We start from the raw sequence: 21,494 nt of genomic DNA on the forward strand, positions 1-21,494 counted from the left end.
ACGAAAGTTTGAGAATGTCCGGTTAGGGTCATTCGCTACCGAGGTCGAGCAGCAGCAAGTCCAGCCATGTCAGCTATGCTCCGATAGCGACCAAATTTCTGCGGCGAGCGATATTATGCGATGGGCGAATAGGCGACATCATTCGATCACCTCGTCGGCGCGCCCAAGCAGCATCGGCAATAGAGTAAGGCCGATTGATTTGGCGGTCCTGATCGACTGATGCCAGATGCGCAGCACCGATCCCTCGTTCGGGGCCGCTCTCGTCATGCGTCGATCCGGTCAGTGGCCCAGACGCAGCATGCGGATCGAGCCCAGCTTCTCCAGATTCCAAAGCTGTTCGAACAGATCAGCAGCCTGGGCACGGTTGAGCACGCGCGTCGCGCAATCCATAAACTTTTCTTTCAGCTCGTCGCGCGATAGCGGCCGCTGCCAGCTGCCTTTGGCGTGAACCACCGGCGCGTGCTCCAGTACCTGACCCGACGCAAGGACAACGCTGACCCGATCGGCCGGCGCCCACGGCAAATCCCCGGGCATGATTTCATCCGTCGTCGTGCAGCGGACTTTCGCAAAGGTGGCGCCGACTTCCGGTCGCGACACAAATTCGTCCGTCAATTCCGAAAGACTGACCCGTCCGGCAATCAGCGCGGATGCCATTGCGAACTCCATGCTGAATTTGGCCTCGAGGCTGGTCTGCGGATTGCCGTTGCGCAGCATCAGCCTTTGCGTGATGCCAGTATGGACACGAATTTCCCGCACATCATCCGGCTTCAACTTGTGCTGGCTCACCAGACCCAGCATCGCGTCGATCGAGCGATGCGTGGCATAGCAGGTAGGATACCTCTTCACATTGATGCCGAATTCGGCCAGCCGCCAGTTCTTGCCGATATCGATCGTCCCGCTCTCGATGTCAGGCGTGCCTGACGGCGAATGGGCGAGCAGGAAACCGGTCTGATGCTCCAGCACGTCGAGCGACGCAGTGAACCCTTGGTCGGCGAGGCGCGCCGCGATAACACCCGATTGGGCGCTGCGGCCGGCATGCAGCGATTTAGTCATGGTACCGAAATTGGCGACAAGGCCCGAGGCCAGCGAAGCGGATATGGCGATGGCATGCGCCGTCTTCTCGGAATCGAGCTTGCGCAGCCTCGCGCAGGCCGCAGCCGTCGCGAGCGCGCCCATGACTGCGGTTGGATGAAAGCCGCGCTCGTGGAGGTGCCCTGGCTCCAGCGCGGCGATCTGCGCCCAAACCTCATAGCCTGCGACATAGGCCGCAAGCGCATCGCTGCCGCTGGAATCAAGCGACCAACCCTCTGCCAGAATGGCGGGCACCAGAACCGCGCTTGGATGGCCGGCAAGCGCCACGTCGTCATAGTCGAGCACTTGCGCCGCGACGCCGTTGACCAGCGCCGCATCGGAGGCCGCGAGGTTGCGGCCGACCGGAATCTCTGGCGCACCGTCGTTTTGCGTGGACGTAGCGAGCATCGCCGACACGATCCGCACCGGACGCTCGGCCGCGCCGGCAATCATGACCCCGACACAATCCATAGTGCCGATACGCGCCGCCTCCCGGCACCTGTCCGGGAGGTCGGACGGCTTCAGGCTCGCAACGAAATCTGCAGTTTGGCGGGTGATATCCAGCATGGTCGCCTCGTCTATCCTCGAGCCAATGAGGTGGCATCGTAGCGGCTCAAACAAGCTCTTGGATAGAGGCCAGAAATCCACCTCGAGCGCATCTTCTTTGGTAACTATGACGCTTATGGATCAAAAAAGCCAGACATCGTAATTGGTTACTGAGATGTCGCCTATAAGAGCCATAAGCGGAAGCTCCAAATGAACTTCCGTCCGTGTAGCCTCCGCTTCTTCCGTGGAGTAGTCTCCCAGCTGAAGGATATTCGGCCATGAAACGCCGTCTCGCCGCTATTCTGGCTGCTGACGTCGCCGGCTATAGCCGGATGATGGCAGAGGATGAAGAAGGAACGCTGCATACGCTCGAAGCATATCGCGCGGTCATGTCCGAACTTATCGACGAGCACGGCGGGCGGATTTTCAGTATCGCCGGCGACAGCGTGGTAGCCGAGTTTACGAGTGCCGTTGAGGCCGTTCGCGCAGCGGTAGCTATCCAACGGGTTCTGCAGCGTCGCAATGCCGATCTAGCTCTCGAGCGGCGGATGGAGTTCCGCATCGGGATCAACCTTGGCGACGTGATCGTCGAAGGCAAAGATCTGCTCGGTGATGGCGTTAACGTCGCTGCCCGGATGCAGGGACTCGCCGCGCCCACTGGCATCTGCATCTCCGGAGCTTTGCGCGAGCAGATTGAGGGGAAACTCAATTTTCCAATTACCGTTTTGGGCGAGCGCTCGCTTAAGAACATTCCGCGGCCAGTTCAAGTTTGTCGAATCGATTGGGACGTAGATGCTCCAACTATCCCTGGTGTGTTGCACAGCGGAGCTTTTGAGCTTCCCGATAAGCCGTCAATGGCCGTACTGCCTTTCTCCAATATGAGTGGTGATCCGGAACAGGAGTACTTTTCCGATGGTATTGCCGACGACATCATCACGGCGCTGTCGCGCTACCGATGGTTCTTCGTCATCGCTCGTAATTCGACCTTCGCGTACAAGGGGCGTCCCGGAATTGATGTAAAGCAAGTCGCTCGAGAGCTTGGAGTACGCTATGTGCTGGAAGGCAGCATGCGGCGGGTGGACAATCGGATTCGCGCCAGCGCCCAGCTCATCGAGGCGGAAACCAGCAACCACATCTGGGCCGAGCGATTCGATCGCGATCTGGTGGACATCTTTGCCCTTCAGGACGAGATCACGCAGAGCGTGGTCGCCGCGATCGAGCCTGAGATGCTGATGGTCGAGGGGAGGCGGGCGGCGCGCAAGAATCCAACAGCCAATCTCGATGCCTACGACTGCTGCATGCGTGGTGTGTGGCATTTCCATCAGTTCGTGCCTGACGACAATATGCAGGCCGAGGTTTGGCTACGACGATCGATCGACCTTGATACGAACCTCGCTCAATCCCACATGGCGCTCGCGCGGACGCTCAGCGCCCGAATCTGGTGGGGATGGAGCCGCGGCATCGACCAAGATCTGTCCGCGGCTTACGCGGCAGCGACTCGCGCGGTTGCCCTCGATGATCGAGACGCCTACACGCACTATTCGCTATTCGGCGTCAACATGCTGGCTCGTCAGCACGAACAGGCCCTGGCGGAGGCACAGCGGGCCATCGACCTCAATCCCAATTTTGCCCTCGGGTATTATGCCCTCGGCTGGATTCGCGTTTATATCGGACGCTTCGCGGAGGCCATCGATCCGCTGCTCCGCAGCCTCCGCCTCAGTCCAAACGATCCGCTGGCGGGATTTCAAGTTGGTTGGCTGGCGCTGGCGAAGTATCACCAGGGCAACTACGAGGAGGCGGTCTGCTATGCCGAGCGCGCACTGCGTGGTCGACGAATACCAGTCGTGTTTCGCACGTTACTCGCCAGCCTTGGTCAACTCGGACGCACCGAGGAGGCTAAGATAGTGCTCGCGGAGTTCGGTCAATTCACGTTCGCAGATGCGGAGCGCTACTGGAAAATCACCAGTCCCTATGCTGATCCGGCGCACCGAGCTCATCTCGCCGAAGGCCTGCGCAAGGCTGGTGTATCTGAATCATCGATTTTTCTGGACGGCACTTAGGATAGCTTCGGGCCAATAACGGGCATCCCGAGCGGGCCCGTTTGCTGCTACATGACTATGTCTTCATATCGTCAGCGATCGACTATAATCTTCTGCCCGGTGATTCCACCCTCAACGCTTTTCGCAAAGGCTATCGCAACGACTGCCACGGGCACGGGGACGTGTCCGGGGAAGTAGTTCCCATACTTCTCGGCAGCCTCGGCAAAGAGCCCCGCGCTGACGACGTTGATTCGCTGACCACGCGGCATTTCGATCGAAGCCCCCAGCACGAAGCCACCCAAGGCGGCATTCACAGTCGCTGAATTCGTGAGTCCACGGACCGGATCTCGCTCCGTAATTCCGCTAGTCAGCGTAAACGAGCCGCCGTCAGTCACGTAGTCGAAGCCTTGGAGCACTAGATCGACTTGCCCCATGAGCTTGTTCTTTACGCCGATCATGAACTCATCGTAGGTGGTCTTCACAAGCGGGCCAAAATGCGCATCACCGATCGCGCTGACGACCGCGTCGACCTTCCCAACCCGTTTGTACATAGCCGCGATTGACGCCCTGTCGGTCACGTCGACAAGAACGTCGGCACGGGTTCGGCTGGCTTTGACGATGTCATGCCGCTTGCCAAGTTCCGCATTGATTGCCCCACCAAGGGTACCGGTAGCGCCAACTAGAAGAATACGCATAGATGATGATTGCTCCGTCGTGTTGGACGCTCCTTATACCACCGGTGGCTCGCCCGACGCACTCACCGCGGTATGCCGATTTCCCCCAAATTTAACTCGCGAAACGACGCTTTGAACCGTGTCTCGGCCCGCCCTTCACGCATGCCATTAGGGTATAAGCGGCTGTACTTGCATCTGAGCAAGATCCCGGGCGCCCTCTAGCGACGCCATCGCTGCTGAATGTCCGAGATGGGTCATTCGCGATTGGCTCAATAGCAAATCCGGCCATGTCCGCAATGCTCCGATAGCGACTAAATTTCTGCAGCGCAACAAAATGACGCGATGGGACAGATTTAGACATAGATGCCAGCTGCCACACGTCCTCGTGATCGAGTGTGCGATCGCTAGCAGGTCCTCCCGGATCAGTGAAAGGTGCTGAGAACTGTGAGAAAGTGCGAACTCCGCGTGGGCTGTATCCTGCCAGCTGACACTCTGATCCTGTGCACGGCACATCTCAATCCGTTATACCAGCCTTTCGGAACGTGTCGAGAAATCGCTCGAGCGTCGCCTTGTTCTGGTAAGGCAATATTCCTTTAAAGATGGCAAGACGAAAATCCGGACGCATTTCACGCAGCCTTGCGACATGATGAGCTGCGCGCTCGCTCCGGCCGCACATGGCATGGCAGGCCGCTAGATACGCTTCGGTCCAGAACTGAGGTACATCGATGCGGTCGAACGCGGCGATTGCCTCTTCGTAGCGCCCTTCAGTGTGCAAACATCTGCCCTCCAGGTTCCAGTACCAGTTCGGATGGAACGGATTGAGCCGCCTGGCTTCCCGCACCCGATCCAGCCCGTCGGCGGGCCGATCGAGATACATCAGCAGCCTGCCGTGCTCAGCCGCGATAAGATCATCATTCGGATTGAGCGTGACGGCCCTTTCGAAGTGATAGATTGCGCGGTCGTGATTGTATGAGAAAAGCTGGGTGATCCCGAGGGCAAGATGAGCCTTGGCGTCGTGATCGTCGAGCGAAAGCGCCTTTTCACCCTTGGCCAGGACAATGGTGAGCCCACCCTCCGCCATGTCCCAGAACCAGTCGTAAACACCCGCAAGGCAAAGTAGGCTGTAAGGCCGCGCGTAACTCGGATCGGCTTCAATGGCGCGTTCAAGGTGCCGGCGAGCGATGGCGTAATCGGCCCGCGTGTAACGCTGGAGGTAATGCTGCGCCCTCAGCACATGATCATAGGCATCGAAGTTCTCGGGCGCTTTGGCCGCGCTAGCCGCTTCAGCGAGGGCCGTAAGGCGTCCTGCAATCGTTGCGGTGACTATCCTGGCGATGTCGAGCTGCAACGCGAACAAATCGCCGATTTCGCGGTCATATCGCTCAGCCCATGCCTCATCGCCCGTTGCACAACGGATCAGATGAACCGACAATCGCAGGCGGTCGTAGGCACGACGGACCGAACCGGTGAGTATATGCCGCACTCCCAGAATATTCCCTATTGCAGCGGGGTCGCTGTTGTCCTGTGCGACACGAAATGAGGAATGGCGCGCGACAACAAATAGATCCCTGTTGCGGGACAGTTCCGTAGTGATGTCGTCGGCCACACCTTCAGCGAAGTAGCCGCTCTCTTGATCGGCGCCGATCGGCGTGAACGGCAAGACCGCGATCGATGGACGATCCGGCAGCGCAAGCCGCTCCGCCATGCGATTCACCGCTGGAACCGTTGCGGCGCGGCGGCGTGACCGAAGCGCTTTGGCAAGCCCCTCTGTCTCAGAGTCGGGCATTGCGCTAAGCTCCTCGGCGAGAACAGTTTTGCATCGCTCAAATTGCGCTAGCGCCGCATCGTGGCGGCCTTGCGCCGCATAGAGCCGCATGAGGGTGCGGTGGACGTGCTCCTGGAGCGGATCGAGAGAGAGAAGCTTGAGCCCAAAAAACAGCGCCTCTTCCAGTTTTCCGCTGTGCTCTGTCCGTTCAACCAATTGCGCATAGACGGTGCAGGCGAGGAGGCGGAAGCGCTCGCGCTCTGTCACCAGCCATTGCTCAAAACTTGCCTCGCCGACCGACAAACCCTCCATCAGATCGCCAACCACCAACTCGGCGGCTTCCCGCAGCGCGCCGTCGTCCTTTGAGGTGGCGGCAGCCTCAAGCACCTTGGCGTCAATCCATGCGGATCCCGGTACCCAAGCGAGCGTTTCCTTGGTCGCGATGATCAAATGCTGCGCCGTATCTTCGAGTGCGCCCCGCAGCTCGGAGAGTGTCTGACGCAAGCTCGCCCGCGCTTGATCCTCGGAGCGCTCACCCCACAACATTCCGGTAAGGCTGGTGCGAGCGATCGCCGTGCCTTCCCGGAGTACCAGATAGCCAATGAGGGCGCGCGCCTTCTTGGAAGGGATAGCGATCGGTCCGCCGTCGCTCGTGATCGATATCGGGCCGAGTAACCGGATCCGGATGCGAAGACCCGTTGCGCCCGCAGGGGAGCGCAATCCTTGATTTTGCACTGTGTTGACGTTGACCACGACTTTCAGCTCACGACCGCCGCCCATTCTCTCCTCAAATGCCAAGGGAGACAAGGCAAGGCACGATGTAAACCCGCTTGGCCCGATGATACACTTGAGAGAGGTCGAGCCGCAGGCTATCCAGCAGCTCCGGCCTTTCTGTCCCGACGGAGACCGCACAGCGATGGTCGCTGTCTCCACGGCCGCGACGATTGCAATCCTACCGGGTATTCATGGCTCCGAACTGCCTTGCCCGCGTTTCCAAATACTCGGGCTGAGAAGCACCATTAGGGCGCGTACTCGTAAATTGAGCGTGATTGGTGTTGCTTGTTCGATGTCCGCTATGCCCCGACAGCGGCCGAATTCCACAGCACTGTCGGTCGTTGAAACTTCGCGCTCAAAATGACTATTATGGGCTTCCACGTATTCGAATTGGAGGGATGATGATGCTGGACTCAAAGCCGTTTATCGTCGTCGATCGCCGCAAGTTCCTGGCTGCCGCCGCTGGCTTCGTCGCCGCCGGCCTGATGCCGAAAAGCGTCTTGGCGCTGGCGGGCCCCTACAGTTTCAAGCAGGGCACCGTCGATGTGACGGTAATCAGCGACGGCCACCTTGTTCTACCAATTGACGTTTTCGCGCCCGATGCACCGCCGGAAGCGCGGAAAGCCTTGTTCACCGCGGCCGGTGTCACCGGCAACGAGGTTCAGGCACCAACCAACGTGACCCTCATCAAGTCGGGCGCCGACCTCATCCTGTTCGATAACGGTTCAGGCACGGAGTTCCAGCCGACGGCCGGCAAGCTCATTGAACATATGAAGCTCGCCGGGATCGATCTGGGCGCAATCACCAAGGTTGTCTTCACCCATGCCCATCCCGACCACATCTGGGCTACCGTGGGTGCCGGCGGGGCGCTGAATTTCCCCAACGCCGCGTATTATTGCGCTGCCGCCGAATGGGATTTCTGGATGGGCAAGGACATTCTCACCCAGATGCCCAAAGAGATGCACCCCTTCGTGCTCGGCGCTCAGAAGCATCTCAATGGCGTCAAGGATCGCGTCACTATGGTGAAGCCGGGAGACGACATCGTCTCCGGCATCCGCGTGCTCGAAACCTTCGGGCACACGCCGGGGCACGTTTCCTTCGAAGTGGCGGGCGACGGTGGGCTTATCATCGTCGGCGATGCGATCGGCTTACCCATCATCTACTTCCCACACCCGGAGTGGCGCTTGGCCTTCGACGCGATCCACGATCTGGCCATTGCCAACCGCAAAAAGTTGCTGGACCGCGCCGCCACCGACAAGACGAAGCTCCTCGGTTTCCATTGGCCCTATCCGGGCGTCGGCCACGCCGAGAGGAAGGATAGCGCCTATCAATACGTGGCGGCGGTGTAGAGCGTCACCCGAAGCGGTAGCTTAAGGCACTGATGCCGCCATAGACGTTGGTGTCATAGTAGACGCGCGCAGCCGGCGCGCGGCAGCATCGGTTTCAGCCGGGAATTCAGAGCGGTAGCGGCGCAGGACTATTGCGGGTTGGTGGTCGGGCGTGATTCTCAAGCTCTGAAACTGGAGCCTCGAATCTGCGCTACATGCTGAAGGAGCTCAAGGTGGACACAAGTGCCGGGCCAGAAGACCTTGACAAGCAGCTCAGGGTCGGAGCGGACAGTCTGAAGAAGCTGCTAGCCGAGAAGGTCACCCCACTGCGCCAGGATTCCGAGCTTGTCCGGCTGGCGGGTCTGGCGGACCGGGCACAGTTGGAAGGGCTTATCGCTCTTGCCAAGGACTATCGCGCGAAAGCGGCCGCCCGCGCCGACAACCTGGGCAAGACACTCGACCAGCGACAAGCCGAGGTGAAGGCGGACCGGCTCGACCTTGCATCGACCTATGCCGACTATGCGGAAACCGCGATCCTGGCTTTCGACTTCAAGACCGCCGCCGATCAATATGCCAAGGCCTATCAACAGGCCGAAAGCAACGATGACCGCCTCGCTCTGCGCTACAAGATTGGTGAGGCCGACGCGCTCAACAACTACGGTGACAACAAGGGCGACAATGACGCGCTGAGGAAGGCTATTGAAACCTACCAGGCAGCACTTGCGCTGTCACCGCGCGAAAGCGATCCAGAGAACTGGGCCATGACCCAGAACAATCTCGGTAATGCACTTTCGACGCTCGGCGAGCGCGAGAGCGGCAGCGGTTGCCGCCTATCGCGCGACGCTGAGGGAAAGGAAACGCGAGCGGATCCCGCTGGACTGGGCCATGACCCAGAACAATCTCGGTACCACGCTGCTCATTTTGGGCGTTCGAACGCGCTCAGGCCAGCTGATAGGGGAGGCGAAGCAGGCGATACAACTGGCACGAGAGGGTCTGCGGTCCGAAGGAATCAGCACATATGACGCCTTTCTTGCTGACAGAATTGCGAAGATCGACGCCGAACTCGTCGCAGGCGTGAGCCCCTAGCCATTAGCGGCAAAAGCCAATTTCCGCCATCAATGTATCTCCAATGGGATCATGCAGCGCGTGAAACGCTCCGATTGACGGTAATCGACTGAATATGCGCGGCCCACCGGTTTAGCGCTTCTCTTCGCTCTTCAACGAACTCATGCCGTTGATAAACGGCAGCGACGCCGGCAATAGTGCCAGCCTGATGGTTCAGAATGCGGTCTGCGACGTGAGGGGGAACTCCCAGTCGCGCCATTCCGCTGACCGCAGTGCGCCTGAGGTCATGAAGAACCCAACCCGTTATGCCGCTCGCGAGATCAAGCTGGATCTTGCCATTCGAGAAATCGTTGAACGGTTTCCCGGTTCTATTTGCAAAGAGCATATCGTCGGTGCGCTCAATTCCCCTCAGAATCTGGACCGCCCTTGGCGCAAGATGAACAATGTGAGCCTTGGCGTTCTTCGCCCGGCTGCCCGGAATGGTCCAAACCGCCCCCTCGAGGTCCAATTCAGCCCACGATAGCCCCGAAACCTCCTGGCGGCGCTGTGCCGTCAAGGCCAAGAGCTCGACAATCGTCCCGTAGGGATGGCCAATCTGGCGCGCCGCCAGAATGACAGCCGATAGCTCATCGTCCGTGAGAACGCGGTCGCGAGACCTCTCGACTGACGGCTTGGAGAGGCCGGTACAGGGCGACTTGTCGATCAGCCCTCGTCCTACTGCCCAGTTGAAGAAGGTCCGTACATCCGAGAACACCGAATTCGCCATTCCCGGCGAGCCTCTGTCGACGATCTCATCGAGAAGCTTCAGCACATCATGTTTGCCGATGTCGTGGATCGAGCGGCCGGACCACCGGGGAAGAATCTCGCGATCCATGACCCGCCGGGTTTCCTTTGCGGATCGCGTGCTGTCTACGTGGCGAAGACAGTACTCCGCCATGACGTCATTTACGGAATCGCGGATGATCCTGCGGCGCAGCTGCCTCTTTTCAGCCGCCGGGTCCTTTCCATCAAGTCTCGCTGCAAGGATCTTTTGCGCCGCTTGCCGAGCAATGACCAGCGTCAACTGGCCATAGGGTCCGATTGTATATTTGCGGAGCCTGTGGAATCCATCGCGGGTCCGGTACAGCACCAGAAACACCTTGCGGCCCTTCGGCGTTACCTTGAGGCCAAATCCGGACAGGCTGTCGTCCCAATAGATGGCGTCTTTCGCGCCAGGCACCAACTGGTCTATGAAGCTCTTGGTGAGGTGAGCTTTGGGCATTCGGTGTTCTCCAGCGCTGCTACCTGGACCACGCATAGGTAGCGTTTGAGATCAAACGATGGAAAACACCGAGCCACGAATGCCAACACGTATCAAGCGGTTTCAACAGGTTATCCAACGCAGTACATTACCCGCATACATCAGAAAACACGCCCCTCATTCCCACAAGGGGGAGGGGAATAAGAGTTTACATCTTCTTCATTTCGTCGGTGACCACCGACGACCAGGCGCCTTCCGGCTTCTTGGTGATGACGGGATCCGAGCCGCCTTTCATCAGCGTCTCCACCGTGCGCTCGGCAGCCGCCGTGTCGAGTGTACCGTCGGAACCCTCGGTGAGCTTGTTGATCTCCTGCATCATCGTCTTCTGGTGGCCTTCGGTCTGCGCACCCGTGGCGTCATTGTCGAGCACGATCTTGGCCGCATCATCCGGATGTTCGCGGGCCCAGTCCCAGCCCTTCATCGACGCCTTGACGAATTTCGCCATGGTGGTGACGAAGGCCGGATCCTTGAGCTTGTCTCCCAGCACATAGAGGCCGTCCTCGAGGGTCGCCACACCCTGGTCCTCATACTTGAAGACGATCAGGTCTTCTGGCTTAACACCCGCCTCAATCACCTGCCAATATTCATTGTAGGTCATCGTCGAGATGCAGTCGGCCTGCTTCTGCAGGAGCGGATCGACATTGAAGCCCTGTTTCAGAACCGTGACGCCGTCCGGGCCGCCTGTGGTCTTGAGGCCGAGCTGGCTCATCCACGACAGGAATGGATATTCGTTGCCCGAAAACCACACACCGAGCGTCTTGCCCTTGAAGTCCTCAGGCTTGGTGATGCCGGTCTCCTTGCGGCAGGTGAGCATCATGCCGGAGCGCTTGAAAGGCTGGGCGATATTGACCAGCGGCACGCCTTTCTCGCGCGACGCGAGCGCCGAGGGCATCCAGTCGATGACGACATCGGCGCCCCCGCCCATGATCACCTGCGGCGGCGCGATATCGGGTCCGCCCGGCTTGATCGTGACGTCGAGCCCGGCTTCCTTGTAGAAGCCCTGCGCCTGCGCCACGTAGTAGCCGGCGAACTGGGCTTGCGTCACCCATTTGAGCTGGATGGTCACCGCCTCGGCATAAGCCGCGGCGCTGCCCGCCATAAGCGCCGCGGTCGCCGCCGCGGCCATCAGAAACTTCTTCATGCTGAACGTCTCCTCTTTCTCCCTGTTTGCCTACCGGTCTTTGCGTGCCCGGTAGGACGGATGCCAGAACGTCACCGCGCGCTCGATGAGCGCGATGATCCCGTAAAAAGCCGAACCGGCGATGGCTGCGACGGCGATTTCGGCCCAGACCATATCGAGGCCAAGCCGGCCGACCTCGGTCGAGATGCGAAAGCCCATGCCGACAATGGGGGTTCCGAAGAATTCCGCTACGATGGCCCCGATCAGGGCCAGAGTCGAGTTGATCTTGAGCGCATTGAAGATGAAGGGCATCGCGGCGGGAAGCCTGAGCTTCAAGAGCGTATCGAGATAGGAGGCGCCATAGGAGCGCATCAGGTCGCGCTCGAGCGCGCCCGCCGCCTGGAGGCCCGTCACCGCATTCACCAGCATGGGGAAGAAGGTCATGATGACGACTACGGCGACTTTGGATTGCCAGTCGAAGCCAAACCACATCACCATGATCGGCGCCACCCCGACGATCGGCAAGGCGGCGAACAGATTGCCGAGCGGCAAAAGCCCGCGTTTCAGGAATCCCCAGGCGTCGCACATGATCGCCACCAGGAAGCCCGCGAGCGAGCCGATGAACCAGCCGGGCAGCACCGCGCGCAAGAAGGTCTGGATGAAATCCGCTTCCAATATAGGCAGCGAGGTCGAAAGCTTGGCCCAGATGTCGGATGGCGCCGGTAGCAGCACCAGGGGAATGCCGAAGCCCTTCACGACGAGTTGCCACAGGAGCAGCAGCGTCACCCCGAAGATCGCCGGCACCGCGAGGTTGCGCAGACGCATCGCCAGCGGCGAGGAGATCGGCAACCCCGACAGCGCGTCATTGCCGATCCAGATGAGAGCCCATTGAATGAGGACGCCGAGCCAGAAGATCGCCCCCGGCTTCGCCGAGGCCTGATGCGCCATCAGCCACAGAACTGCGCCCGCTAGGGCGATGAGCACGATCACCGCGATGGGGCTGCGGCGCAGGGCGGCGATCACGGCCGGCCTCCCATGGCCAGCGCCACCCGGCGCTCGATGAAGCCGACGAGCCAGACGAGACCCGACGACATCACCGCCGCGGCGACGAGGGCCGCCCAGATCTGCTGGGTCTGGCCATAATATGAGCCGTTGAGTAGACGGGCCCCGATGCCGGCCTGGGCGCCGGTCGGCAATTCACCGACAATGGCGCCGACCAGCGCGATGGCGACCGCCACTTTGAGCGAGGCGAAGAGGAAGGGCAGCGAAGCCGGCCACCGCAATTTCCTCAAGACCTGCGCCGTGCTGGCATTGTAGGTGCGCATCAGGTCGAGCTGCATCGGATCGGGCGAGGTGAGCCCCTTCACCATGCCGATGGTGACCGGGAAGAAGCACAGATACATCGAGATCAGCGATTTCGGCAGGAGGCCGGTAAGGCCCATGGCGCCCAGCACCACGATGATCATCGGCGCGATGGCGAGGATGGGAATGGTCTGCGAGGCGATGATCCACGGCATCAGGCTGCGATTGAGCGCCTTGACATGGATGATGGCGATGGCGAGCCCGATCCCGAGAAGCGTGCCGAGCAGGAAGCCCAGGAGGGTCGAGGAGAGCGTCACCCAGCAGTGATAGAGGAGCGATCGCGGCCGCCACGGCTCCACCAGGGCAATGGTGTTCCACAATTCGCTCAGCACCTGATGCGGCGCCGGCAGAACAGGCCGCGGCAACGACCAGGAGATCGCCAGTGTGTTGTAGAGCCCGCCGCCCGCCGCCTCGATCAAAGGCTGGGTCAGCACCTTGTTCATCGGGATGGCGGCCAGATACCAGACCGCGATCACGATCAACACGATGATGGTGACCGGCAGCGCCGAGCCGGAAGCGACGGCGCGCGCAAATGTCGGCCTCGATGTCACCGTCGCGAGGATCATGCGGCTGTTCTCCCTCGCCGAGCTTCCCCTTCTCCCGCTTGCGGGAGAAGGTGCCCGAAGGGCGGATGAGGGTGTCCCTTGAGCTGCCGTTCAATCGTCATAAGAGTGCCCATGCCTGAGGCCCTCGCGCACGCGATGCGCCACTTCCAGGAACTCCGGCGTCTCGCGAATGTCGAGCGTGCGCTCTTTAGGGAATTTCGTCTCGATGACGTCGATGATGCGTCCCGGCCGCGGCGACATCACCACGATATGTGTCGACAGGAAGACCGCCTCGGGGATCGAGTGGGTGACGAAGACCACCGTCTTCTTGGTGCGGCCCCACAGTTCGAGAAGCTGCTGGTTGAGCTTGTCGCGCACGATCTCATCGAGAGCGCCGAAAGGCTCGTCCATCAGCAGGAGCTTCGGATCGACGGCGAGAGCCCGCGCGATCGAGACGCGCTGCTGCATGCCGCCCGACAGCTGCCAGGGAAACTTCTTTTCGAAGCCATTCAAATTGACGAGGCCGAGGTTGCGCGAGATCCGTTCTGCGCGCTCAGGCCCGCTGAAGCCCATGATCTCGAGCGGCAAGGCCACATTGCGCTCGATGGTGCGCCACGGATAGAGCGCCGGCGCCTGGAACACATAGCCATAGGCACGTTTGCGCCGCGCTTCGTCGGGCTTCATGCCGTTGACCGAGATATGGCCTTCGCTCGCCTGTTCGAGATCGGCGATCACGCGCAGCAAGGTAGTCTTGCCGCAGCCGGACGGCCCGATGAAGGATACGAAATCGCCGTCCTGAACGGTGAGATTGACTTTCGACAATGCATAGACGGGCCCGTCGGCCGTTTCGAATGTCAGGCTCAGCTCGCGCGCCTCGATTACGGACGCTGCCGCCATTCAACCTCCCCTGCTTTCTTTTTGTATGAGACTCGTTGCAAATGATGCTAAGCGCTCTTGACCATTTGATCAAGAATTAACACCATGGTTACATGGCGCAATCCAAGCCGAAGACCCAGGGCAAGACCCGTATTCAGGCCATCAACGAGGATATCATCCTTCAGGCGGCGCTCGAGGTATTTTCTGTCTATGGCTATCGCGGCTCAACCGTCGACCAGATCGCCGAACGGGCCGGCATGTCGAAACCCAATCTGCTTTATTACTTCCGGCGCAAGGACGACATTTACCGCGCGCTCCTCGAAAAGACGCTGGCCGACTGGCTGGCGCCGCTGCGTGGCCTCGATCCGGAAGGCGAGCCTCTGCCCGAGATCGCGCGCTATGTGAGCGCCAAGATGGCCATGTCGCGCGACAACCCCAAGGCCTCGCGGCTCTTCGCCAACGAGATGTTGCATGGCGCGCCCATCATCGGCGACTTCCTGGCGGGCCCTATGAAGGCCCTGGTCGACGATACGGCCGTCACTATCAGGACCTGGATCACCAGAGGCCAGATCGCCCCCATCGATCCCTATCACCTGATCTTCACCATCTGGGCGATGACCCAGCATTATGCCGATTTCGACATCCAGATCCGCGCCGTGCTGGGCGAGACGAGCGACCATTTCCCCGATGCCGAGACGACCATCATGCGGCTGATACAGGACGGGCTGAGGCCGAGATCGTGATCACACTCAGATCGAATCGATCTGAGGTGATGAACGTGATCGTAATCCTAGAGCGCCGGACGCTCACATGGAATCGGTCCGGCGCTCTAACTCTTTGAATTACGCATCGGATTATCCGAAATCCGCTTCGCACTTTTCGGTCCGATGCTGTAGCTGGCGCCTGATCGGACGGAAAACCGGTGTCCACTTTTTCCTGATCACGTGCCTGTCACGAAAGCGCTGCGCCCGTCGCCGCAAGCCGACCTGCCGGCTCTCGAGGTCGGCTGAATTCACATCGAGCGTCCGTCGAAGCTATGACCGGGATCGTGGCGAGATCGACGCCCTGCAGGCAGCGGATATTCACATAGGCCATCCGTTCTGCCGTGCCGGCGCTGTCCTCGGCGAAAGGATGCACGCCGCAGGTGCGGCAGAAGCGGTGCGCGATGGCATGCTTGTTGAATGTGTATTTCTGCAGATCGGTTTCGGGCGAGAGAAGCTGCAGATTGTTGCGCGGTACCACGAGCAGGAGCGCGCCCTTGCGCGCGCAGATCGAGCAATTGCAATCGACGGCGCCGCCGCTGAGATCGCCCTCGACCGTGAACGTGACTTTCCCGCAATGACAGCTTCCTTTGTAGCGCATGTGTCCCTCCCCAGTGCGTGATCAGGAAAAGTGGATTCCCGTGTTCCCTCCGATCACGCGCACACTTGAGATTCCGATCACATTCATCAGTTCAAGTCGGCTCGACCTGAATTGATCGTGATCGCAAGGCAGCCGTCCGCTTCAGGGTAGCATCATTCGTCATCCCGGCGATAGCCGGCATCCACCGATTTATTCCGGCACGCGCCCGATGAGCCGGAAGAACATATGCGAGGTCACCATCACGTCGGGATCGGCGAGATGGCGCTCGAGGTCGGCCATGTCGCGCTCAAGCTCGCTCTGCGTGATGAACCCGCCGCCGATGAGCTTGTCGCGCACATTGTTGATGAAATCGCGCAGGATCGGTCGCCGGTCATGTCCCGGCGGATAGACATGCACGATCGCGTCGACACGGATGCCCTCAACACCCGCTTCACGGAACAGGCGATGGATGCGCCGCCCCACGAAGATGTCGATGCCCTGCGCGACCGTATAGTTGGTATAGGCCTCGAGCAGATGCGACCAGGCGGGAAGCGGCGGGTCGCAGATATGGGCGTAGTAATCGGCCTCGAAGCTCGCCACCCAGCCGCCCGGGCGTACCAGGGCGATCATTTCGCGCACGATGCGCTCAGGCTCCGGCACATTGACGAGAACGAGGCGCATATGGGCGCCGTCGAAGGATTGGCGCGGCAATCCCGTGTCATAGGCGTCGCCCTCGCGCACCTCGACCTGCGCCAGCGCGTGGCCGTCGACGAAGCGACGCGCCTGTTCGACGAAATGGCCGCTGCGCTCGATGCCGAGCACCGAGCCTTCGGGTCCCACGCGCTTGCCGAGCAGATGCAGCACGCCGCCCGGCCCACAGCCCAGATCGACGACGCGCTCGCCCGGCTTGATGCCGATCTTATCGAACTGCGCGTCGGAATCGGGGGCGAGATTGGCGATCTGGCGCTTGAGGCGCGTTTCTTCTGCTTCGGCACGTCCCAGCAAGTATGCATCCGGCTGAGTCACGGCACGCTCCTGTTTTTGGTGTCGGGCAGGAACAGTAAGGCGGTCGCGGCAGTCTGCGGCGGTGGGGCCCCTTCGGTCAATCGCCGATCAGCGGAATTGCGCCACCCGTTGCGCCGTTTCGGGATCGAGGAAGCCTTTGACCGTGGCCGCCGTTTCGGCCGCCATCGCGGCCGCGAGCCCGGCACCGTCGGCGCGCGCGAGAATGCGCCTGAGATCGCTGACCCTGGCGCGGGGCAGCGCCGCCAGGCGCCGCGCGAGATCGAGCGCCGCGGGCAGCAGGGCCTCATCGGCCACGACGTCGCGCAGCAAGCCCCAGGCCTTCGCCTGGTCGGCATCGAATTTCTCACCTAGCAGGATCATCTCGCGCGCCCGCTGCAGCCCGACCAAGCGCGGCAGAAGCTCGGTCACGCCGCCGGTGACGAAGACGCCGAGCGCGATTTCCGGGAAAAAGAAGCGCGTGCCCTGGGCGGCGACGGCGAAATCGCAGTTGATCACCCATTCGAGGCCGCCACCCACCGCCCAGCCGCGAATGGCGCCGATAACCGGCCGTTGCCCCAGCACCATGGCGCGGGTGACGTCCTGGATGCGCTCGATATAGGCGGTTGTGCCCGCCTCGTCGGTGGCCTGCGTGGCAAATTCCTTGAGGTCGTCCCCGGCGCAGAAGGCGCGCCCCTCGCCGGTCAGCAGGATCGCGCCGACCTTTTCGTCGGCATTGGCGGCGGCGAGTGCCGAGATGAGATCGTCGAGCAATTCCGGCACGATCGCATTGAGCCGATGCGGCCGGTTGAGCGAGATCAACTCCACGCCATCGCCCAGATAGCGGGTGAGAACCGTCTTGCTCATGCTCTGTCCTTCCTGATTACCCGGCGCGTCTTGCCTTCGGTCCGTGGCAGGCTGTTATGGGGCAGAAGGCTGATCCGCGCCGATACGCCGATGTCCAGCTTGATGTGCCGTTCTATCTCGCCAGCGAGGCCTTCCGCAGGCGTCCGCCCCGCGGCGAGTTCCGCCTCGACCGGCAGCAGGTCATAAGGCCCCGTCCCCACGAGCACGATCCGGTATTCGCCCGAGAGGTCCGGAAACTGGTTCAATATGGCCGAAATCTGCGTCGGAAAGGCATTGATGCCGCGCACCACCACCATGTCGTCGCTGCGCCCGACCACGCGGAAGCGCGGCGCCGTCCGCCCGCAGTGCGCTTTGCCCGTTCCGGTGATCAGGATGATGTCGCCGGTGCGGAAGCGGATCAGCGGCTGGCATTGCCGGCTCAGATGCGTAAGCACCAGCTCGCCACGCTCGCCTTCGCACCAGGGCAGCGGTGCTGCTGTCGCCGGATCAATCAGCTCGGGCTGCAGCACGTCGAGCGCCATGAAATGAAGATCGCTGTCGACCTCGCTCTGCCCGGCGAAATTGCAGAAGACATCGGTGACGCCATAATTGGAATTTCGGGCGCTGAAGCCCCAGACGGTTTCGAGCCGCTGCCTGAATTGGGGGTCGTCGAGCCCGGCCTCGCCCCCGAAAAGCCCGAGCCTGAGGCCGAGATCGCGTGGCTCGAGGCCAGGATAATGCTCGGCGATGACCTGCTCCAGCACACCCGGATAGGAGGGCGTGCAGGAGATCGCCGTGATGCCGAGTTCCCTGATGGTGCGGACCAGCAGCTGCGTGTCGCCGACGCCGAAGGGCACGACCGCCGCCCCGGTCGCCTCGAGCGTCGCATGGTCGGTGAAGCCGCCCATCCACAGGCGATAATTGAGGCAGTGGACGACGCGGTGGCCCGGGCCCAGACCGCTCGCCGCCTGGGCGCGCCCGCCAATCACCGCCGTCTCGTGGGCATCCCGTGCCGAGAGCGCCAGATTCATCGCGGTGCCCGTGGTGCCGGAGGTCCGGTGGATGCGCGCGATCGTCGCTTCGGGGGCGGCCAGATAATCGCCGAAAGGAGGGTGTTGGCGCTGGCTCAGCCTGAGCATTTCCTTGTCGACCAGGGGCAGCTCGGCGAGCCCGTCGAGGCTTCTGGGCGGCGTCTTGCCGACCCAGGCGCGCCGGTGCAGTGCCGAATGCGCCGCCACATAGAGGGACTGGCTTTCCCACAGTCGCTGCCGATGCGTGGCCAGATCTACGAGATCGGCAAAGTCCGCCCGCTTGAGCAGCATGCAACTTTCCTCATGAAATGACAATGATATCATTTTCATGAAAGCCAAATCATGTCAATATGGACCGATGCAGACTGACGCTTCCGACCCGCTCGTCTTCGCCGCGACCTTGCTCGGCGCCGCCCGCGACGGCGCTGCCCGCAAGACGGACCGCACCCGGGCCCGGCTCCTCGCGGCATTGGCGCGCGAGCTCGGCTCGGGCCTCACCTGGCATGATCTCAAGGTCGCCGAGGTCACCCGCAGCGCCGGCCTCGCCCATGGCACCTTCTACCGCTACTTTCCTGATATGCCGGCGGCGGTCGCGGCGCTGATCGAGGAATTTTCGGCCTTCGTCGAGACGCATCTGGAGACGGCGCGCGCCGACCCCGAGGCGGGGGCGCGGGAGCGCGTGAAGGCGGCGACCCTCGTCTTCGCCCGCCTGTTCCGCCGCAACGCCGGGCTGATGCGCTGCCTGACCGGGCTCAGTGCCGAGGAAACAGCTTTTGCCCGCGCCTATCGCCGCCTCAACCGGGACTGGTACGGCCGCGTGGCCGGCGCCATCGCCAGGGGACGGGAGGATGGCAGCACAGCCCATGAGCACATGCCCGCAGCCTATGCGCTGGGCGGCATGATCGATGAATTCCTGGCGCAGATCTATTTGCGCAAGGAGCCGGCCCTGGCGCATCTCGCTGACCATGAGGAGAGGATCGCCGACATCCTCACCGACTTATGGTGTTCGGGCGCTTACGGCGTCCAAAACTGATCAGAATGAATAGCGCTTGCCGACCGCCAGCGGCACCAGGATCTTTTCGCCGAATTCACGGACCAGCGCCGTGATGGCCCGCCAGCCGGTGCAGTGGCCTGGCGCAATGACGCTGAGGCCGAAGTCGCGCAGGCCTGCCACCGTCTCAGGGATGATCCGCTCATTCGTGCCGGACAGATGGAGGCCGCCCGCCACCGCATAGAGCGGAACATCGGGAAACGATGCCTTGGCGTGCTTCAGGACATTGACGACGCCGGCATGCGAGCAGGCGGTGAAGACGATGAGCCCCTTGCCCTTGACATTCACCGCCACGAAGCGCTCGTCCATGGTGAGCTCGTCCAGTTCCCACCCCTTGCCGTCGAGCGTCAGGCGGTGCTGGCCGGGCAGCCCGCGCTCGAACCCGGTTACGCGCGGAATTTCGCCGCTCACATAGGCCATGCCGCCGAAGAGGCTTTTCGCCTCCGTGGTATTGACGACATCGGCGCCCTGATCGGTCAGGGCTTCGATGCCGGGCACGTCCTCGACCGGACGCATCGTCCCGTTCGCCATCTTGAGCGCCCGCTTCCGGAACATGTCGGGATGGGCGTAATAGGGCACGCGCTTGCCGCCATTGCGGTCGCGGATCATCTGCAGCGCCTGGAGCATCGCCCCGCCATGGTCCCAATGGCCATGCGACAGCACGATGGCCTCGACCGGTCCGAGATCGGCGCCGAGCCGCGAGACATTCTGCTCGAAGACACGGTCTTCGGGCCCGGTATCGAAAAGCAGGGTTTTCGTCTCGCCGCCGCGCCGCAGCGTAATCAGGCATGAGAGCCCATGTGCCGCGCAGCACAGGCAGTTGCCGCCCAGCACCCAATGATCCTGCCGCCGCCGGTTGAGGCCGGCAAATTCCGTCTCGACGAAGGCGGGCACCGAAGACAGGCTGTCGGTGACATTGTCGACCAGGATGTGGACTTCGGCACTATCGACGGGCTCGATCCGGCTCATGGTCCGCCTCCCTGCTTCAAGCGAAGCGCGCTTTCGATCTCTCGCGCGCCTTCATCGCCTCGATTTCGCGGTTGCGCGGCGGCGTCTGGGTCTCGAGCGCGAAGATGAGCTTGCGCGCGGCTTGCGTCACCTCATCGACCGCCTGATCGAAGGCCGCCTCATTGGCTTTGGATGGCCTGGCGAAGCCCGACAGCTTGCGGACAAATTGCAGCGCCGAGGCGCGGATCTCGTCCTCGCTCGCCGGCGGCTCGAAATTGAACAATGTGCGGATGTTCCGGCACATCGGCGCCTCCTCTGGAGAATGACCGTCTCGGAGGCAGTATAGGCGAAACATGCCGCCTGCCAAACGTGCCTCACCTTTTGTCGCGTGGGGCCTTCGTGCGCGTTTTCGCGGCCGTCTTCCGCTTCGATTTGCTCTGATTGTACGCGATGGCGGCGCGGACGAGATCGGTGAGAGCGCGCGCATCGATCTTATCGCCTTCGAATAGATCGATCGCCCGCCATACCTTGCCGTTGAAACCCGCATTGAAGAGCTTGTCGGGGTCGGCAAGGCTCGCCCCATGGGCAAAGGTGAGCTTCACCTTGTCCTTATGCGCGTTGCCGACCGCGATGACGCCATCGCGATACCATACCGGGCTTCCCATGTATTTCCATTCCTCGACGATCTCGGGGTGGGCCGCGAGGATGCTCTTGCGCACGCTGGCGAGTGTCTTGCCGCGCCAGTCATTGAGCGCGGCGATCAGTTGGTCGATGCGTTCCGTCGCATTCATGGGGATCGGTACCTCGAAA

21 protein-coding genes are annotated in these 21,494 nt (G+C 61.5%); 5 read left to right on the plus strand and 16 right to left on the minus strand.

Features of this window, described 5'->3' with window-relative positions; translation table 11 throughout:
- Positions 1-138 precede the first annotated feature (138 nt).
- Together G5V57_RS34795 and G5V57_RS07490 are read right to left on the minus strand one after the other, a co-directional pair.
- Positions 139-267, minus strand: a complete 129-nt coding sequence (locus G5V57_RS34795; protein ID WP_256378648.1) for a hypothetical protein — start codon at positions 265-267, stop codon at positions 139-141.
- A 12-nt stretch (positions 268-279) separates the two neighbouring features.
- Entirely contained in the window at positions 280-1,638 is a 1,359-nt protein-coding gene (locus G5V57_RS07490) for an MmgE/PrpD family protein (protein ID WP_165166913.1), read from the minus strand.
- A 257-nt stretch (positions 1,639-1,895) separates the two neighbouring features.
- Between G5V57_RS07490 and G5V57_RS07495 the strand changes: the two genes are divergently transcribed.
- The gene (locus tag G5V57_RS07495) at positions 1,896-3,677 is read left to right on the plus strand and encodes an adenylate/guanylate cyclase domain-containing protein (RefSeq protein ID WP_165166914.1); all 1,782 of its coding nucleotides are present in this window, start codon (positions 1,896-1,898) and stop codon (positions 3,675-3,677) included.
- A gap of 71 nt (positions 3,678-3,748) precedes the next feature.
- Here G5V57_RS07495 and G5V57_RS07500 read toward each other — a convergent pair whose 3' ends face one another.
- Together G5V57_RS07500 and G5V57_RS07505 are read right to left on the minus strand one after the other, a co-directional pair.
- Positions 3,749-4,351 (minus strand): short chain dehydrogenase, encoded by a 603-nt coding sequence (locus G5V57_RS07500; RefSeq protein WP_165166915.1) that lies wholly within the window; start codon positions 4,349-4,351, stop codon positions 3,749-3,751.
- A gap of 493 nt (positions 4,352-4,844) precedes the next feature.
- A complete protein-coding gene (locus tag G5V57_RS07505; RefSeq protein ID WP_165166916.1) occupies positions 4,845-6,875 on the minus strand; it encodes a BTAD domain-containing putative transcriptional regulator in 2,031 nt (676 codons plus the stop codon).
- A gap of 335 nt (positions 6,876-7,210) precedes the next feature.
- On the opposite strand from G5V57_RS07505, the gene G5V57_RS07510 reads away from it, so the two are divergent.
- Together G5V57_RS07510 and G5V57_RS07515 are read left to right on the plus strand one after the other, a co-directional pair.
- Complete coding sequence (locus tag G5V57_RS07510; RefSeq protein WP_246737567.1) at positions 7,211-8,218, plus strand: MBL fold metallo-hydrolase; 1,008 nt, start codon at positions 7,211-7,213, stop codon at positions 8,216-8,218.
- A 194-nt stretch (positions 8,219-8,412) separates the two neighbouring features.
- Positions 8,413-9,219, plus strand: coding sequence for a hypothetical protein (locus tag G5V57_RS07515; RefSeq protein ID WP_165166917.1), 807 nt, complete (start codon positions 8,413-8,415; stop codon positions 9,217-9,219).
- Between the two features lie 113 nt (positions 9,220-9,332).
- Here the strand turns inward: G5V57_RS07515 and G5V57_RS07520 are convergent, their stop codons facing one another.
- The 5 genes from G5V57_RS07520 to G5V57_RS07540 all read right to left on the minus strand — a co-directional run bounded on the left by G5V57_RS07520 (position 9,333) and on the right by G5V57_RS07540 (position 14,486).
- The gene (locus tag G5V57_RS07520; protein WP_165166918.1) at positions 9,333-10,523 is read right to left on the minus strand and encodes a site-specific integrase; all 1,191 of its coding nucleotides are present in this window, start codon (positions 10,521-10,523) and stop codon (positions 9,333-9,335) included.
- A gap of 187 nt (positions 10,524-10,710) precedes the next feature.
- On the minus strand, positions 10,711-11,703 hold the full coding sequence (locus tag G5V57_RS07525; RefSeq protein WP_165166919.1) for an ABC transporter substrate-binding protein: 993 nt from the start codon (positions 11,701-11,703) through the stop codon (positions 10,711-10,713).
- 30 nt (positions 11,704-11,733) lie between these two features.
- Complete coding sequence (locus tag G5V57_RS07530) at positions 11,734-12,630, minus strand: ABC transporter permease (protein WP_165173916.1); 897 nt, start codon at positions 12,628-12,630, stop codon at positions 11,734-11,736.
- A 71-nt stretch (positions 12,631-12,701) separates the two neighbouring features.
- The gene (locus G5V57_RS07535) at positions 12,702-13,610 is read right to left on the minus strand and encodes an ABC transporter permease (protein ID WP_165166920.1); all 909 of its coding nucleotides are present in this window, start codon (positions 13,608-13,610) and stop codon (positions 12,702-12,704) included.
- A gap of 90 nt (positions 13,611-13,700) precedes the next feature.
- On the minus strand, positions 13,701-14,486 hold the full coding sequence (locus tag G5V57_RS07540) for an ABC transporter ATP-binding protein (RefSeq protein ID WP_165166921.1): 786 nt from the start codon (positions 14,484-14,486) through the stop codon (positions 13,701-13,703).
- Between the two features lie 92 nt (positions 14,487-14,578).
- On the opposite strand from G5V57_RS07540, the gene G5V57_RS07545 reads away from it, so the two are divergent.
- A complete protein-coding gene (locus tag G5V57_RS07545; RefSeq protein WP_165166922.1) occupies positions 14,579-15,208 on the plus strand; it encodes a TetR family transcriptional regulator C-terminal domain-containing protein in 630 nt (209 codons plus the stop codon).
- 208 nt (positions 15,209-15,416) lie between these two features.
- Here G5V57_RS07545 and G5V57_RS07550 read toward each other — a convergent pair whose 3' ends face one another.
- The 4 genes from G5V57_RS07550 to G5V57_RS07565 form a co-directional block, all read right to left on the minus strand.
- On the minus strand, positions 15,417-15,827 hold the full coding sequence (locus G5V57_RS07550) for a GFA family protein (RefSeq protein WP_165166923.1): 411 nt from the start codon (positions 15,825-15,827) through the stop codon (positions 15,417-15,419).
- A 189-nt stretch (positions 15,828-16,016) separates the two neighbouring features.
- Positions 16,017-16,832, minus strand: coding sequence for a methyltransferase domain-containing protein (locus G5V57_RS07555; protein WP_165166924.1), 816 nt, complete (start codon positions 16,830-16,832; stop codon positions 16,017-16,019).
- Positions 16,833-16,919: 87 nt separating this feature from the next.
- Positions 16,920-17,675: an enoyl-CoA hydratase/isomerase family protein gene (locus G5V57_RS07560; RefSeq protein ID WP_165166925.1), complete on the minus strand. Its 756-nt coding sequence runs from the start codon at positions 17,673-17,675 to the stop codon at positions 16,920-16,922.
- Entirely contained in the window at positions 17,672-18,976 is a 1,305-nt protein-coding gene (locus tag G5V57_RS07565) for a phenylacetate--CoA ligase family protein (RefSeq protein ID WP_165166926.1), read from the minus strand. The genes G5V57_RS07560 and G5V57_RS07565 overlap by 4 nt, the downstream gene beginning before the upstream one ends.
- Positions 18,977-19,013: 37 nt before the next feature.
- Here G5V57_RS07565 and G5V57_RS07570 point away from each other — a divergent pair, with 37 nt between their 5' ends.
- Positions 19,014-19,718, plus strand: coding sequence for a TetR/AcrR family transcriptional regulator (locus G5V57_RS07570; protein ID WP_165166927.1), 705 nt, complete (start codon positions 19,014-19,016; stop codon positions 19,716-19,718).
- Here G5V57_RS07570 and G5V57_RS07575 read toward each other — a convergent pair whose 3' ends face one another.
- From G5V57_RS07575 to G5V57_RS07585, 3 genes are all read right to left on the minus strand, one after another.
- The gene (locus G5V57_RS07575) at positions 19,719-20,705 is read right to left on the minus strand and encodes an MBL fold metallo-hydrolase (protein ID WP_165166928.1); all 987 of its coding nucleotides are present in this window, start codon (positions 20,703-20,705) and stop codon (positions 19,719-19,721) included.
- A 16-nt stretch (positions 20,706-20,721) separates the two neighbouring features.
- The gene (locus tag G5V57_RS07580; RefSeq protein WP_165166929.1) at positions 20,722-20,988 is read right to left on the minus strand and encodes a DUF2277 domain-containing protein; all 267 of its coding nucleotides are present in this window, start codon (positions 20,986-20,988) and stop codon (positions 20,722-20,724) included.
- Between the two features lie 70 nt (positions 20,989-21,058).
- Positions 21,059-21,475 (minus strand): DUF1801 domain-containing protein, encoded by a 417-nt coding sequence (locus G5V57_RS07585; RefSeq protein WP_165166930.1) that lies wholly within the window; start codon positions 21,473-21,475, stop codon positions 21,059-21,061.
- Positions 21,476-21,494: the final 19 nt, after the last annotated feature.

It is taken from the genome of Nordella sp. HKS 07 (assembly GCF_011046735.1).
GTDB lineage: Bacteria > Pseudomonadota > Alphaproteobacteria > Rhizobiales > Aestuariivirgaceae > Taklimakanibacter.